The organism is Chitinophaga agri, assembly GCF_010093065.1.
Lineage (GTDB): Bacteria > Bacteroidota > Bacteroidia > Chitinophagales > Chitinophagaceae > Chitinophaga > Chitinophaga agri.
Genome location: NZ_CP048113.1, coordinates 308,099 through 322,505 on the forward strand (window position 1 = coordinate 308,099; position 14,407 = coordinate 322,505).

Consider the following 14,407-nt stretch of genomic DNA (forward strand, 5'->3'; position numbering starts at 1 on the left):
TTCCTATGGAGTTATGCTCCAACATATTGGAGAACTCTAACCGCATACACGAAATACTGGAGTTGTAACCCGAAAGCAACAATGGTTTCCGGGAAATCTATTTATGCAATAGTTAGGAACTATGAATCTGTTAGCATTGATTGAACTGTTATTACCCGAAGGGACATTGCCGGAAATACAGTTAGAGAATGGAAGAGTGGATTGGAAAGAAGCAATAGGATCACTCAGGAACGAAGAGGACCTTTTTGCACTTGTACATTCTTTGTTGAAGCCTTATCTGCATACTGTATCTGTTTTGATAGGCATTGCTGATGTCAATGGTGTCATCAGCCACTGGTGGCATAAGACAGACGGTTTAAAATTGTTACCGCTGCCCGCCAAAGTCAGTGAGCACTTTATTCAGGATAACATTGCGGGCGTTCTGGAAATGTATGCACCAGACAGAAGATCTGCCCTGCAAACGACGTTATTCAACAGCGGCGTCAGGGAAATGCTGATGGTGCCATTGCGTAACCATACCAGTAACTTCGGTTTTCTGTGTATTCTGGCTAAGCAACATAACACCTTTCCCCAGGTGCTGCAGATTGCCGTGAAAAGGCATGCCGGCCTCCTGTCCGCTGCCACGCTGAAGCTCATGCTACTGGAAGCATTGCCCCAATGGCTCCAGGAAGAAGATATGGGCGACATGCAAGGGCAGGAGCTAATGATGTACAATGACCTGCTGCCTGCCAAACTGGTAAGTGGTATCGCATTGAGACCTGTTATTCAGCAGGTCAGACAGGTAGCCCCCACTGATGCAACTGTCCTGCTGACCGGCGAAACTGGTACAGGCAAAGAACTGTTTGCCGAAGCCATTCACCTGGCATCTGAACGGCAGCACAAGTCCTTCGTCAAAGTGAACTGCGCTGCATTACCTCCACAGTTGATAGAGTCCGAACTGTTCGGCCATGAGAAAGGTGCTTTTACCGGTGCTATCAACCGCCGTATCGGCAAGTTTGAAATGGCGGAAGGGGGTACCCTCTTCCTCGATGAAATAGGGGAATTACCGCTTGATATGCAGGCAAAATTACTCCGGGTCATTCAGGAGAAGGAAATAGAACGTATAGGTGGCAGTGACACTATTCCCGTGAATGTGCGCATCATCGCCGCTACCAACAGAACGCTGGAAGATGAAGTGCAGGCGGGTCGTTTCCGGCCTGACCTGTATTACCGGCTGTACGTGTTCCCCATACACCTGCCCGCCTTACGTGAACGGCGTGAAGATATCCCGCTGTTGTTACAGCACTTTGCACGTAATGCCGCCCTCAAATACGGTAAGCAGGTACGCGCTATCGCACCCGCTTCTGTAATGGCTTTAACCGATTACAGCTGGCCGGGAAACATACGGGAGATGGAACATATGGTGGAACGTGCTGTCATCTTAAATGAAGCGCCACAGATCACCATCGATGTCCCGCAGGGGCATAAGTCCTATCAGAAGGATCACAGCCCGTCCATGCCGCTGCTGACATTGGCAGAAACAGAAAGGCAAACCATTATCCGTGCCCTCCGTTATGCCAACGGAAGGATCAGGGGTCCCCAGGGTGCGGCCGATCTACTGGATATAAAACCTACCACCCTGGAGGCCAGGATGAAAAAGTTAGGTATCGTGAAGGAACATATTGTGCGCTGAGCTACTGTTTGCTCAGCGTAATGCCATGACCAAACGCGAACTTTACCAGGGCATTCGGTCCTGAAAGCTGTAGCTTTTTGGTGATGTTATGCCGGTGATTATCTACCGTCCGTACACTGATACACTTGGTGGAAGCAATATCCCTGCTGCTCATTCCCCTGGCGATCATATCCAGGATCTTGGCTTCGGTCTTGCTCAGCCGCTCATTGATCGGATGTGTACCCTCCACGTACAGCTGATGGATCAGTGCCTCCCGCGGCATACCGTTTTCCCGTATATGCTGATACCTGTTCAGGCGCGACTGGATACTCTTGAGCAGTTCTTCGCCGGTAAACGGAAATACCAGGAAATCGTCCGCACCCAGGTTCATTCCCTTCCTGATGTTGGCTGTCACATTCAGCCGGTTGAACAGGACAAAAGGCAGGTGTTTCAGGGTAGGATCATCCCGCAGAGAGATCAGGAACTGGTAGCCGGAGCTGTCGGCTACTAATACGTCACACAGGATAAGGTCTGGCTGCTGGTGATTGGAAAAGTTAATGGCATCGGCAATCGTATTGGCCGTAATAACATCATACATAGGTAACAACAGCTGCCGGAATTTCCGCAAAATAGCAACATCTCCTGTTACCAGCAGGATGCGTGAATGAGGGGCCTCCTGAAGGCCGGAGGTGGCCGGATAAGGTGTATTCATGGTACATGGTTTATCTCCGATACGATCGGAAATGTTTTATTAGGTTAATACTCGCCTTTTAATGGTTAATGAATGTGGCTGGCTCTTTAAGCCATTCATGACAAGGTTAATAGAATAATAACAAGTAGTGAGGCTTTGGAAGAAAGATATGGGATTTTTTGGTCTCTGTATAAAAGCAGCGTACTGTAGTAAAGGTATGGAAATTATTGCAACTAATTGATTTAGTATGTAAAAAAGGCAATATCAGGATGATATTGCCTTTCTGAATATTAGCCGTAGCAGTTACAGTCGCCCGTCTACAATGTCCCTGTCAATGCAGGCCTTTGTATCAAAAATGACAGTATTACTGCTACTATATTTTTTGAAATCGAATGTAAGGAACTCCCGGTGTGCTACCGCAATGACCATGGCATCAAATATTTCATCTCCCGTCAGCCGGGTAATGATATCAATGCCATATTCTCTTTTCACTTCCTCCTGGTCTGCCCAGGGATCATATACGGTCACTGCCAGCCCGTATTGCAGCAGTTCATGGTAAATATCGATCACCCGCGTATTACGTACGTCCGGACAATTTTCCTTAAATGTGATCCCCATGATCAGTGCGCGGGCTCCCTTGATCTTATGGTCCTTGTCGATCATCAGTTTCACCACCTTGTTCGCTACAAAATAGCCCATCTGGTCATTCACCCTTCTGCCGGAGAGGATCACCTGCGGATGGTACCCCAGTGATTCCGCCTTATGGGCCAGGTAATAGGGGTCCACGCCAATGCAGTGCCCTCCGACCAGTCCCGGTTTGTAACGCAGGAAGTTCCATTTGGTGGCCGCTGCCTCTATCACGTCGTTTGTGTCAATACCAATACGGTCAAAGATCAGTGCCAGTTCATTCACGAACGATATATTCACATCCCGCTGGGCGTTTTCGATCGCTTTGGATGCTTCTGCCACCTTGATGCTGGGTGCTTTATGTGTACCGGCCGTGATAATGGACGCATATAGTGCGTCAATGCGGGTAGCAATATCGGGTGTAGAGCCGCTGGTCACCTTTTTGATCCGGGTGAGTGTATTGACCTTATCACCTGGATTGATCCTTTCGGGTGAATAACCCACAAAGAAGTCCTGGTTGTACCGTAAACCGGAGTGTTGCTCCAGTACAGGCACACAATCGTCTTCCGTACATCCAGGGTAAACCGTGGATTCATAGATCACAATATCACCTGGTTTCAGCACACTTCCCAGCATGGCCGTAGCATTCAGGAGGAAGGTGAGGTCGGGCGATTTAAATTCGTCTATGGGAGTGGGTACGGTAACAATAAAGATGCTGTATGCTTTCAGGTCATTGATATCTGAAGAAAAACGCAGACCGGCACCGGCTCCGGGTTGCTTTCCGGTAGCGAGCAGGGTGTGCAGGGCTTCGATATCAGCTTCGCGGGTTTTATCCTGTCCGTTGCATAATTCACCGACACGTGTCTCATTTATATCAAATCCGAGCACGGGATATTTTCTGGCAAATTCAATGGCAAGGGGCAGGCCCACGTAGCCTAAGCCGATAACTGCTATCATGTCTGTTTATTACTTTATCACCTGTGCGGCGGTCGTCAGCGTCTTATTTTTGAATGGGTAGTTCTCGAGTAGTTTCACCAGCTTTTTGTCTTTCGCAATGGCCCTGATCGCCTGGAGATGTTTCTCATGGTGGAGGTCTGTTCCAATAAAGTCCACCAGCTGCTGTTCTATCAGCCACTCCGCTGCTTTCTGAATATGACGGCCATAATAGCCGGCCAGGGAAAGCAGGTTCACCTGCAGGTAACAGCCTCTTTGTTTGAAAGTGCGGTATTCGTCGGTTTGCTGATGGTAATAGTTGTATCGCTCGGGGTGGGCCAATATCGGCCGGTACCCCTGTGCGGACAGGTCAAACAACCACTGATGGAGCTGCGGGGGCGCACACATGAACGAGATCTCTACCAGCAGCAGCTCACCATTCAATGTAAGCAGCCGGGATGATTTCATCAGTTCTTCAAAGTATTCGTCCATATAATATTCCGCAGCATGATGGTAGCTTACCGTAGAGCCCTTTGCTAACAGTGCTTCCTTCACACTTTGGAAAGGAGCACTGATGGTCTCTGCTGAATTCGGATAACGATCAATAATAATATGAGGGGTGGTGATCACCTTCTGTATGCCTAATTCATGCAATGTTTCGATGAAATGGACAGCGGTCTCTACTTCCTGCACACCGTCGTCTATTGCCGGTACAAGATGAGAATGTATATCGGTCTCTATTCCGGCAAGAAACGGAATGTGCGTATTGTTGGTATCGGACTTTTTGCGAAAAAAGAACATCATTGGTTAATGGGTCTGGTATATGAAGTTACGCTTCGAAATCGAGTGAAGCTACTATCTCTTCGAGGTACTTCTGATCAGTTTCATCGAATTGATTCAGTAGTTCACTATCCACGTCCAATACACCAATAACCACGCCATTGCGGATTACAGGGACTACTATTTCCGATTTTGACAGACTGCTGCAGGCAATATGGCCGGGAAAAGCCTCGACGTCAGGCACGATCAGTGTTTTTGCCTCAGCCCAGCTGGCGCCGCACACGCCTCTTCCTTTTTTGATACGGGTACAGGCTACCGGACCCTGGAAGGGGCCTAACACCAGTTCATCACCTTTTACAAGATAAAATCCCACCCAGAACCAGTTGAACTGCTCTTTGAGTGCAGCCACGGTGTTAGCCAGATTGGCTATCAGGTCCCGTTCACCCGTCACCAGTGCATTGATTTGCGGAATAATGGATTGATATTCTGCTGTCTTGTCTCCTTTAACTATGCTTAGATCTTCTGCCATAAATGCAAATATAATGAAACTTGGAGGGAGCTGTGCAAACCGGCTGCAGTGTAGGATAAAATGAACAAAAGCAAAAGATAAAATGAACAAATAATTACGTAATTTGTCTCTGTAAGTTTTAACCCATCGCTGCCGTCAGCAATATCCCTATTGAAAATCCATCAACCATCATTTGTAAACGTTACATTAAAAGACACCTGTTATGATGACTAATCACTCCCCGCCGGGCGACGAACTGTTGCTGCTATAAGGGTGCTTATGCCAGCCGGAATTCGTTTACATAAAATATGAACCATATATTTGTCATTGTATGAAAGCACAGGTAATATTGGTGAATGAGCGGGATGAGGAAACCGGATTGATGGAAAAAATGGAAGCTCACGAAAAGGGGTTACTACACAGGGCCTTTTCAGTGTTTATTATGAATGATAACGGCGAAATGCTGATCCACCAGCGGGCGCTTGATAAGTATCATTCCGGCGGCTTATGGACAAACGCCTGCTGTAGCCATCCGATGCCGGGTGAATCAGTAGAAGCCGCGGCACACCGCCGTCTCACAGAAGAAATGGGATTCGATTGTCCGCTACGCGAACTATTCCAGTTTACTTACCGCACAGAATTTGACAATGGTCTTATAGAGCATGAATACGACCACGTATGGGTAGGTACTTACAACGGTGTTATCAACCCTGACCCGGGAGAAGTGCATGCGTTTCGTTTTTTATCTGTAGATGAATTAACCCGGCAATTACTGGCAACCCCCGGGCAGTTCACCAGCTGGTTCAGGCTGGCCTTTCCTAAAGTAATTGAGCATTTAAGGGAATGATAACCCTTTCACCCTCTTAACCCACTTTTTACTATGCCAACGATCACTTTGCCTCGGATAATTTATCCGTTCCCCTCTCTTATTAACCAATATGTAACAGCTGCGCATGAGCAAAACCGCCAATGGGTGGCCGATTTCGGATTCATTACCACGCCGGAAGCAATGGCGCGTTTTGACAAATCACGCTTCGCCTGGCTTGCTGCCAGGGCATTTCCGCAGGCCGATTACAACGAGCTGTGTATTATTGCCAACTTCAATACCTGGCTCTTTATGCTCGACGACCAATGCGATGAAGCACAACTGGGCAAGAAAGCCATCTACCTGGAACATGTCACCGACGGATTTATGAACATCCTGCGACAGAACATACCTGTGGACACGGTGCTCGGCAGGAGTTTCATGCACATCTGGGAACGTATGCAGGCTATCGGCAATCCTGCCTGGCAGGCGCGTTTCATCAGAAGTATGGAAGAATACTTCACCTCCTGCCACTGGGAAGCCGGCAACAGAGCCGCCGGTATCACACCCACCGTCGCTGAATATGTCACCATGCGTCCTTACACTGGCGCCCTGTTTGCCGATGTAGAGGCAATTGAGATCATAGAAAAAGTGTACCTACCTGCTCATATCCTCCAGCACTTCATCGTACAACGTCTTGTACTGGCCTGCAATAATATTGTATGCTGGGCTAATGATATCTTCTCCTGTGCCAAGGAAGCCAGACAGGGCGACGTGCATAACCTCGTACTGGTACTGCAACACGAACGTAACATCTCTATGCAGGATGCCGTCAATGAGACCGCCCGTATGCACGATGAAGAAGTTAAACTCTTCACCGCCCTCGAAAAACTGCTGCCTTCCTTTGGTGCAGAACTGGACGTAGAACTGGAAAGATTCCTGTCCGTATTACGCTCGTGGATCACGGCCAATTATGACTGGAGCTTCCACGATACCGGACGTTACCAGGTGAGAGAACTGGAAGTGGTGACGAATTGAAAGTAGGAATTGAAATTGCAGCGAAGCTTGTCGCGATGGAACGATCATAGGCTTGCTCCGTCTGATGGTATCAGAAAAAAGGGCGCTTCAGTTATTGAAGCGCCCTTTGTATCACTATTTATTTTGGCTGACCTGAATATTGCCTGAAGACACTTCCGGCTCAATGCCTGATCCCTGATTCCCAATTCCTACTGCTTCTCCGCCTTCTGCCGCTTCAATCTCCTCTCCAGCATCTTGCCCAGCCACCAGAATGACAGTGCCAGTATAGTGAAGAACACGCCCTTGTGTGTCCTGTCCCACAGATATTCGAAGTAACGCGTGTAAAGGTCCAGCAGCAGGAACAATACCGCCATATCCCGCACCATGGTATCATGTGTTTTGATACCCCAGATCAATACGAGTACACACAACACTGTAAATCCCGCCACCCACCACAGCAGGTGTACCTGCCTGACCTGCTGCCATTCTTCAAACGTGGCTGCATTGCCAAAAATAGAGATCATCCAGCCAGATAACAGTAGTAGCAGCCAGCTGCCGATCCAGGTAATATGTTTTACCTGTTTGTATAAACGATTATTCCGGAATATAAGATGGATGCCCACCATGATAAAAGCCAGCAGTATCATCCGGCAGGGTAGGTTCATGCCCCAGAAGAACGACTGACCATCTGAAATAAAGTAAGTGAGCTTGACGTAAGCTGGTATCAGGCATAACAGTGTAGCCGTCCACATCAGCCGGGATGAAAGCAGTATGCCAACTATACCGTACGTGGCGGTAGCCAGCAGCCAGAACACTCCATAATTGCCATGCAGGTATTGTAAGCTCTTGCCCAGGTATACAACGCTGACGCCGACACTTAATATAGGCAGCAGCCAGAAAAGCTCCCTGTTGAGGGAATAGTCCGGGTCTTTCTGTCGACGGCGGTAGCCATGAAAACAAAGGAAGATGGTCAGTCCCGCAAATAGCGTGGCAATAATGCCATCTGTCAGGGAATATTTCAACCGGAACACCTCGATCCACTTCTCATCCAGTACCAGTGAACCGAATGCCATCAACGCACAGGAGATCGCGGCAATAAAGATATAAAGGGTCACCACCTGCCAGTCGCCTTCCCGTATACGCCACGTTTCCTTCATACGGGTGGCCTGTTCAGGGGTAATAAGGTTCCCGGATTCCCATTGGCGTACCGCCTTCTGCAGAAGGTACGCTTCCTTTTTATCTACTTCTAACATACGGAGTAAATATAACGTAAAAACAAAGTGAAGTATTGAAATAATGTTTTATTAAGTATCTTGACCCGCTTTTTTACTTATCAAACTTAATGCTACGGTCTGAAAACAGCTTGTGAGCGGGCCTTTAAATCCCTGATATGAACCAAATAGCTGATGCACATCACTTACGTAACTTGGATTACCTGGTGTTTTTTATCTATTTTATCATAGTAGCCGGCTTCGGTTACTATGTTTTTCAACGCAAGAAAGCGAAGACTGCCAGTACAAAAGATTTCTTCCTGGCTGAAGGCTCTCTGACCTGGTGGGCCATCGGCGCCTCCCTGATAGCGTCCAATATTTCCGCTGAACACTTTATCGGACAGTCCGGTTCCGGTTTTGCATTGGGACTGGCCATCTCTTCCTATGAGTGGATCGCAGCCGCCACCCTGATCATCGTAGCTATTTTCTTCATTCCTATCTATCTGAAGAATAAGATCTACACGATGCCACAGTTCCTGGCGGAACGTTACAATGGGACGGTGAGCACCATCATGGCTATTTTCTGGCTGGTGGTATATGTGCTGGTGAACCTGACATCGATCGTCTACCTGGGTGCACTGGCTATCACGGCCATTTCCGGCATACCGTTCTTCTGGTGTATTATCGGACTGGCCATTTTTGCGCTCCTGGTGACGCTGGGGGGGATGAAAGTGATCGGTTATACCGACGTGATACAGGTGTTCGTGCTGATCGTCGGCGGTCTCGCGACGGCCTACCTGGCCTTGCAGATGGTCTCTTCCCACTTCGGATATGGCAACAACATCCTGAAAGGATTGGCGATTGTCCATGAAAAGGCGGATACGCATTTCCATATGATCTTCTCTTCCGATCATCCTTACTACAAGGACCTGCCAGGCCTGTCGGTCGTGATCGGTGGTATGTGGATCAACAACCTTAATTACTGGGGCTGTAATCAGTATATTATCCAGCGTGCCCTGGGTGCTGATCTGAAGACTGCCCGCAGTGGTATCCTGTTTGCCGCTTTTCTGAAACTGCTGATACCGTTGATCTCGGTAATTCCGGGTATCACGGCCTATGTGCTGTTCAAGGAAGGGGTGTTCAATGACGAACTGAGAAACGCAGCAGGCGAGGTAAAGCCCGACCTGGCCTATCCAACGCTGATGAACCTGTTGCCAGTCGGGCTGAAAGGCCTGGCCTTCGCCGCCCTGACTGCGGCTATCGTGGCGTCGCTGGCAGGTAAACTGAACAGCATCTCTACCATCTTCTCCCTGGACATCTACCATAAATATTTTAAAAAGGACGCCAGTGAGAAGCACCTGGTTAATGTAGGACGCGTAGCTGTGATCATCTCAATGGTCGTGGCCTGTATTGTAGCGCCGGCCCTGACCACGCTCGACCAGGCTTACCAGTTCATCCAGGACTGTGTGGGGTACATCTCACCGGGCATACTGGCCATCTTCCTGCTGGGATTCTTCTGGAAACGTACCACGTCTCTGGCGGCCTTACTGGCAGCTATCCTGACCATTCCGTTGTCCGCGTTGCTGACTTTCCTGCCCGTATGGACCGACGGATCGTTCCCGGAATATCCTTTCCTGGACCGTATGAGTATTGTGTTTGGCTTCCTGGTGGCGCTAATGATCATTGTGACATTATTGGATAAGCGTAGTAAAGACCAGAAACGTGTCATCGAGATCGATCCGGCCTTATTCCGCACCACCCCGGTGTTCATGGTGGGTAGCGTGGTCATTACAGCACTCCTCATAGTGCTGTATGCCGTATTCTGGTAATAAACAACCGGGCCTTCGGGCTGCGTAATAAAAGCGGGTAACCCTTCATCAGGGCTGCCCGCTTTTTTTGCGCTATACCGTCGCCAGAGGAGGCCTTTACGATGTATACGGCTTCGTAAGAACCGTGACCTGCCCCTGCGCTGATGTTCACTAATGTTTGAATACTAGACCGTCACTTCAAGGTACCCTTATAATAGGAAGACCGGACCGGCAAAATAACCCGGAGAATTAAAATTCACTGTTGCGGAAATCGATTGAAATCCGTAAATTAGAGTAGCAGACTAACTATTATTTTTCTCCATTTCAATTTCCACGAATTATGAGCTCGAACACCTTTTCCAACGAAGAATTGAACCCTTTGCAGAGCATAGAGCAATGGGAGGACGACGTACTACTGCGCTATCCGGAACAGGCGGCCGGAGAGCCGGCAAAAGCCAAAGACGAGTACCGGAACTATGATAATCCCGGCCGTGACACGGTCAGGGAATTCTATAGGCTGAACCATCAGTATCAGACGTATGAGTTCGTACAACAGAAGAAAAAGGAGTTTCTGGCCTTTAACCGTAAGGAGACACCGGTATGGGGCGCCATGGAGTTTCTGAATACCCTCGTAGATGATTCAGATCCGGATATTGAGCTGGACCAGCTGCAACACCTGTTACAGACGGCGGAAGCCATCCGTGCGGACGGTCACCCGGACTGGTTCGTACTGACGGGGTTCATTCATGATATGGGAAAAGTACTCTGTCTGTTCGGAGAGCCACAATGGGCTGTAGTAGGAGATACCTTCCCGGTAGGCTGCCAGTTCTCCGACAAGATCGTTTACCCGGAGTTCTTTGCTAACAACCCGGATGCACAGGATGAAAGATACAATACCAAATACGGCATTTATAGTCCGAACTGCGGACTGAATCAGGTAGATCTCTCCTGGGGACATGATGAATACCTTTATCAGATGATGAAGGACTATCTGCCCGAACCAGCGCTGTATATGATCCGGTACCACTCTTTCTATGCACAGCACCGGGAGGAAGCATATGATCATTTGATGAATGATCATGATAGAGAGATGTTTGAGTGGGTAAGGAAATTCAATCCGTATGATCTTTATTCAAAGAGCCCGAAACCTCCGGTTATCAGTGAGCTGAAGCCGTATTATGAAGGACTTATAAAGAAGTATCTGCCAGATACCATCAATTTATAACCTGTAAGGAAGAAGTAGGAATCAGGAATTGAAATGCGTCGAATGATCTATTGGTGGTCATTTCAGTTATCTATCTGATCATATAAAAAAGAGCGTCCTGCTATATGCGGACGCTCTTTTCTTTTGGTCATCTTTATCTGGTAAACAGAAATATAGTCGAAGGAAGTTCCTGATTCTTTATTCCTGATTCGTGGTTTCCTTCAGTGCCTCATACAATACCTCCACCGGATGCTGCGCTTTCTTACCTGTGCCATCCTTCACCTGATGCCTGCAACTGGTACCGGGAGCGGCAATGATCGTTTCTGCGGCCGCATTGCGTACCGCGGGGAATAAGACCATTTCACCGATCTGCATGGACAGGTCATAGTGTTCTTTTTCATAACCGAAAGAACCCGCCATACCACAACATCCGGAAGGGATGATCTCTACTGCATAGTTAGCAGGCAGGGACAGGATGTTTTTGCTGTGCAATGGTGTAGACAATGCTTTCTGCTGACAATGCCCATGCAGTTTCACCTGTCTCTTTTCCGTTGTGAACAGAGAGGAGGAGATATTGCCGGCGGCGGCTTCCCGGCTCAGGAACTCGTCTATCAGTAATACATTTGGTGCAAGTTGTTTGGCCTGTGCCCTGAACTCTTCTCTTACCAGGTCCGGATATTCATCGCGGAAACTCAGGATGGCAGAAGGTTCTACACCCAGTAATGGTGTATCGTTATTGATGATAGCGCTGAAGATGCGCACATTCTCTTCTGCAAAATTGCGTGCTTTACGCAGCAGTCCTTTGGACATCCAGGCACGCGCACTTTCCGGATGTTCTACCATCTGTACGTCGTAACCCAGCCGGTGTAACAGTTTTACCGCTTTGATACCAATATGGGTATCATTGAAGTTGGTAAATTCATCACAGAAAAGATACACCGGTTGCTTCGCCGCAGGTAACGTCGCTTTTTCTTTTGGCCACTGTTTACTGAACCAGTTTCTGAGGGTAGTGGATTGCAGCTCAGGCAGTGAGCGTTTAATCGCAAAACCGGATGTTTTTTTGATCAGATGACTTGTCAGTGGTGTATTGATCATCCAGTTGTAGATGCCCGGAGCGATGGTCGCCAGGCCATTCAGACGCGTAAAATTACTGATCAGCTTTGCCCTGAAAGGAACACCGTTAGCATCATGATAATGCTGCAGGAACTCCATTTTCAGCTTGGCCATATCCACGTTGGATGGGCATTCTGATTTACAACCTTTACAGGCCAGGCAGAGGTCCAGTACCTCGTAGATCTCTTTATGATCGAAGCGGTTCTCTTTATTGGAATGCGTCAGGAACTCACGTAAAATGTTTGCCCTGGCGCGGGTAGTATCTTTCTCATTACGGGTCGCCATGTAGCTTGGACACATGGTACCGCCGCTCTTTTCGGTCTTACGGCAGTCACCCGAGCCGTTACATTGCTCGGCATGTTGCAATAAGGTCTGGTCCGGAAAGTGGAAGACCGTTTTCAGCTCAGGGGCTTTTTGTCCGGGGGTATAACGCAGCATGCTGTTCATGCTCGGCGTATCCACGATCTTATTCGGATTGAAGATATTCTCCGGGTCCCAGGTATATTTCAGCTCACGCAGTAGTGTATAGTTCTTTTCACCGATCATCTGCCGGATGAATTCTCCACGCAAACGGCCATCTCCGTGTTCCCCGCTCAGGGAACCATTATATTTCTTTACAAGTGTCGCAATCTCTTCCGCGATCTTTCTGAATAGCAGGTTACCTTCTTCCGTTTTCAGGTTGATAATAGGACGAAGGTGGATCTCACCGCTACCGGCGTGGGCATAGTGAACGGAATAGAGTCCGTATCCCTTCAGGATCTCATTGAAATCGCGGATGTAAGCCGGGAGGTCTTCAATATCGATCGCGGTATCCTCGATCACCGGCACTGCTTTTTCGTCACCAGGCAGGTTACTGAGCAGACCAAGACCTGCCTTACGCAGCGTCCAGATCTTCTTGGTATCATCTCCGAAGAGTAGTGGGAAATGGTAACCTAATCCGGCTGCCTGCAGTTCGGTGGTCAGCTCATTGGCTATTTCCGAAATTGCTTCCCTGGTATCGCGGCAGAACTCTACCACGAGGATCGCGCCCGGATCGCCCTGTACGAAGAAGCGGTTCTTACTTTGTTCAATATTATCCTTGGTACATTCCAGGATGAAGTGGTCAATAAGCTCACTGGCGCTCGGCTTATACCGCATAGCGATAATATTGGCGCGCAGGGACTCATCGATGCTATTGAAGTGTACACACAGCAGTCCTGTTTCTTTAGGCGGCAGTGGGGAGACATTTAGTTTGATCTCTGTGAGGAAGGCCAGGGTACCTTCCGATCCCGCTATCAGCTTACAGAAGTTGAAATCTTCTTTACCAGCAGTGAAGGGGGCGGTTTCCAGCAGGAGGTCTACTGCATAACCCGTATTACGACGGGTAATGCTTGGTTTGGGGAATTCCCGGCGGATCTCCTCCTGGTTGGAGTGATTGCCCAGTATAGTACGTACCTGACGGTAGACGGTCGTTTCAAGGCTGTTGTCATTTCTTTCACAGCGGGCATGGAACTCATCGGACGAGATGGCGTTGAATACGACATCAGATCCGTCACTGAGGATGGCTTTTACTTCCAGCAGATGGTCGCGGGTGCTGCCGTATACGACAGAGTTGGAGCCGCAGGAGTTGTTCCCCACCATACCACCGATCATGGCCCTGTTGGCTGTTGACGTTTCAGGACCGAAGTAAAATCCGTAGGGCTTCAGGAACATGTTCAGTTCATCCCTGATCACACCCGGCTGTACACGTACCCAATGCTCTTCTGTATTGATTTCCAGTATCTTGGTAAAGGTCCTTGAGACATCCACTATAATGCCGTTTCCTACTACCTGTCCGGCGAGAGAGGTACCGGCGGTGCGAGGTATGAGTGAGGTTTTATTAGCACGCGCGAAGGCGATCAGTGTTTTAATGTCCTGTTCATTTGCCGGGATGGCTACTGCCAGTGGCATTTCCCTGTAGGCGGATGCGTCGGTGGCGTACAGCGTACGCATGGTATCATCATCGTATAGGGTACCCGTCAAGTCACGGGCGAGTTCCCTTAGCTTATCTCGCATAATTTATAAAACTTCCCTGTTCAGG

11 protein-coding genes are annotated in these 14,407 nt (G+C 48.6%); 5 read left to right on the forward strand and 6 right to left on the reverse strand.

The window, feature by feature from the left end:
• Nucleotides 1–121 precede the first annotated feature (121 nt).
• Nucleotides 122–1,672 carry a sigma-54 interaction domain-containing protein gene (locus GWR21_RS01190; protein WP_162329960.1) on the forward strand — a complete coding sequence of 517 codons (1,551 nt, stop codon included), beginning with the start codon at nt 122–124 and terminating at the stop codon, nt 1,670–1,672.
• A 1-nt stretch (nt 1,673) separates the two neighbouring features.
• Here the strand turns inward: GWR21_RS01190 and GWR21_RS01195 are convergent, their stop codons facing one another.
• The 4 genes from GWR21_RS01195 to GWR21_RS01210 all read right to left on the reverse strand — a co-directional run bounded on the left by GWR21_RS01195 (nt 1,674) and on the right by GWR21_RS01210 (nt 5,211).
• Nucleotides 1,674–2,363, reverse strand: coding sequence for a response regulator transcription factor (locus GWR21_RS01195; protein ID WP_162329961.1), 690 nt, complete (start codon nt 2,361–2,363; stop codon nt 1,674–1,676).
• A 282-nt stretch (nt 2,364–2,645) separates the two neighbouring features.
• Nucleotides 2,646–3,926 carry a nucleotide sugar dehydrogenase gene (locus tag GWR21_RS01200; RefSeq protein ID WP_162329962.1) on the reverse strand — a complete coding sequence of 427 codons (1,281 nt, stop codon included), beginning with the start codon at nt 3,924–3,926 and terminating at the stop codon, nt 2,646–2,648.
• Nucleotides 3,927–3,935: 9 nt separating this feature from the next.
• Complete coding sequence (locus GWR21_RS01205; RefSeq protein WP_162329963.1) at nt 3,936–4,706, reverse strand: tyrosine-protein phosphatase; 771 nt, start codon at nt 4,704–4,706, stop codon at nt 3,936–3,938.
• Nucleotides 4,707–4,731: 25 nt separating this feature from the next.
• Nucleotides 4,732–5,211, reverse strand: coding sequence for a GAF domain-containing protein (locus tag GWR21_RS01210; RefSeq protein ID WP_162329964.1), 480 nt, complete (start codon nt 5,209–5,211; stop codon nt 4,732–4,734).
• Between the two features lie 310 nt (nt 5,212–5,521).
• Between GWR21_RS01210 and idi the strand changes: the two genes are divergently transcribed.
• Both idi and GWR21_RS01220 read left to right on the forward strand, forming a co-directional pair.
• Nucleotides 5,522–6,037: an isopentenyl-diphosphate Delta-isomerase gene (idi, locus tag GWR21_RS01215; RefSeq protein WP_162329965.1), complete on the forward strand. Its 516-nt coding sequence runs from the start codon at nt 5,522–5,524 to the stop codon at nt 6,035–6,037.
• Between the two features lie 33 nt (nt 6,038–6,070).
• Complete coding sequence (locus GWR21_RS01220) at nt 6,071–7,033, forward strand: (-)-gamma-cadinene synthase (protein ID WP_162329966.1); 963 nt, start codon at nt 6,071–6,073, stop codon at nt 7,031–7,033.
• A gap of 188 nt (nt 7,034–7,221) precedes the next feature.
• Here GWR21_RS01220 and GWR21_RS01225 read toward each other — a convergent pair whose 3' ends face one another.
• Nucleotides 7,222–8,265 (reverse strand): hypothetical protein, encoded by a 1,044-nt coding sequence (locus tag GWR21_RS01225; RefSeq protein ID WP_162329967.1) that lies wholly within the window; start codon nt 8,263–8,265, stop codon nt 7,222–7,224.
• 137 nt (nt 8,266–8,402) lie between these two features.
• Here GWR21_RS01225 and GWR21_RS01230 point away from each other — a divergent pair, with 137 nt between their 5' ends.
• On the forward strand, nt 8,403–10,052 hold the full coding sequence (locus GWR21_RS01230; protein WP_162329968.1) for a sodium/sugar symporter: 1,650 nt from the start codon (nt 8,403–8,405) through the stop codon (nt 10,050–10,052).
• 319 nt (nt 10,053–10,371) lie between these two features.
• A complete protein-coding gene (locus GWR21_RS01235) occupies nt 10,372–11,256 on the forward strand; it encodes an inositol oxygenase family protein (protein WP_162329969.1) in 885 nt (294 codons plus the stop codon).
• 177 nt (nt 11,257–11,433) lie between these two features.
• On the opposite strand, the gene GWR21_RS01240 is transcribed toward GWR21_RS01235, so the two are convergent.
• Nucleotides 11,434–14,382: an FAD-binding and (Fe-S)-binding domain-containing protein gene (locus GWR21_RS01240; RefSeq protein WP_162329970.1), complete on the reverse strand. Its 2,949-nt coding sequence runs from the start codon at nt 14,380–14,382 to the stop codon at nt 11,434–11,436.
• Nucleotides 14,383–14,407: the final 25 nt, after the last annotated feature.

Coding starts and splice junctions, on each gene's coding strand:
- GWR21_RS01210 (WP_162329964.1), bottom strand. CDS start 5,211: ATGGCAGAAGATCTAAGCATAGTTAAAGGAGACAAGACAGCAGAATAT.
- GWR21_RS01205 (WP_162329963.1), bottom strand. CDS start 4,706: ATGATGTTCTTTTTTCGCAAAAAGTCCGATACCAACAATACGCACATT.
- GWR21_RS01220 (WP_162329966.1), top strand. CDS start 6,071: ATGCCAACGATCACTTTGCCTCGGATAATTTATCCGTTCCCCTCTCTT.
- GWR21_RS01200 (WP_162329962.1), bottom strand. CDS start 3,926: ATGATAGCAGTTATCGGCTTAGGCTACGTGGGCCTGCCCCTTGCCATT.
- GWR21_RS01230 (WP_162329968.1), top strand. CDS start 8,403: ATGAACCAAATAGCTGATGCACATCACTTACGTAACTTGGATTACCTG.
- GWR21_RS01225 (WP_162329967.1), bottom strand. CDS start 8,265: ATGTTAGAAGTAGATAAAAAGGAAGCGTACCTTCTGCAGAAGGCGGTA.
- GWR21_RS01190 (WP_162329960.1), top strand. CDS start 122: ATGAATCTGTTAGCATTGATTGAACTGTTATTACCCGAAGGGACATTG.
- GWR21_RS01240 (WP_162329970.1), bottom strand. CDS start 14,382: ATGCGAGATAAGCTAAGGGAACTCGCCCGTGACTTGACGGGTACCCTA.
- GWR21_RS01195 (WP_162329961.1), bottom strand. CDS start 2,363: ATGAATACACCTTATCCGGCCACCTCCGGCCTTCAGGAGGCCCCTCAT.
- GWR21_RS01235 (WP_162329969.1), top strand. CDS start 10,372: ATGAGCTCGAACACCTTTTCCAACGAAGAATTGAACCCTTTGCAGAGC.
- idi (WP_162329965.1), top strand. CDS start 5,522: ATGAAAGCACAGGTAATATTGGTGAATGAGCGGGATGAGGAAACCGGA.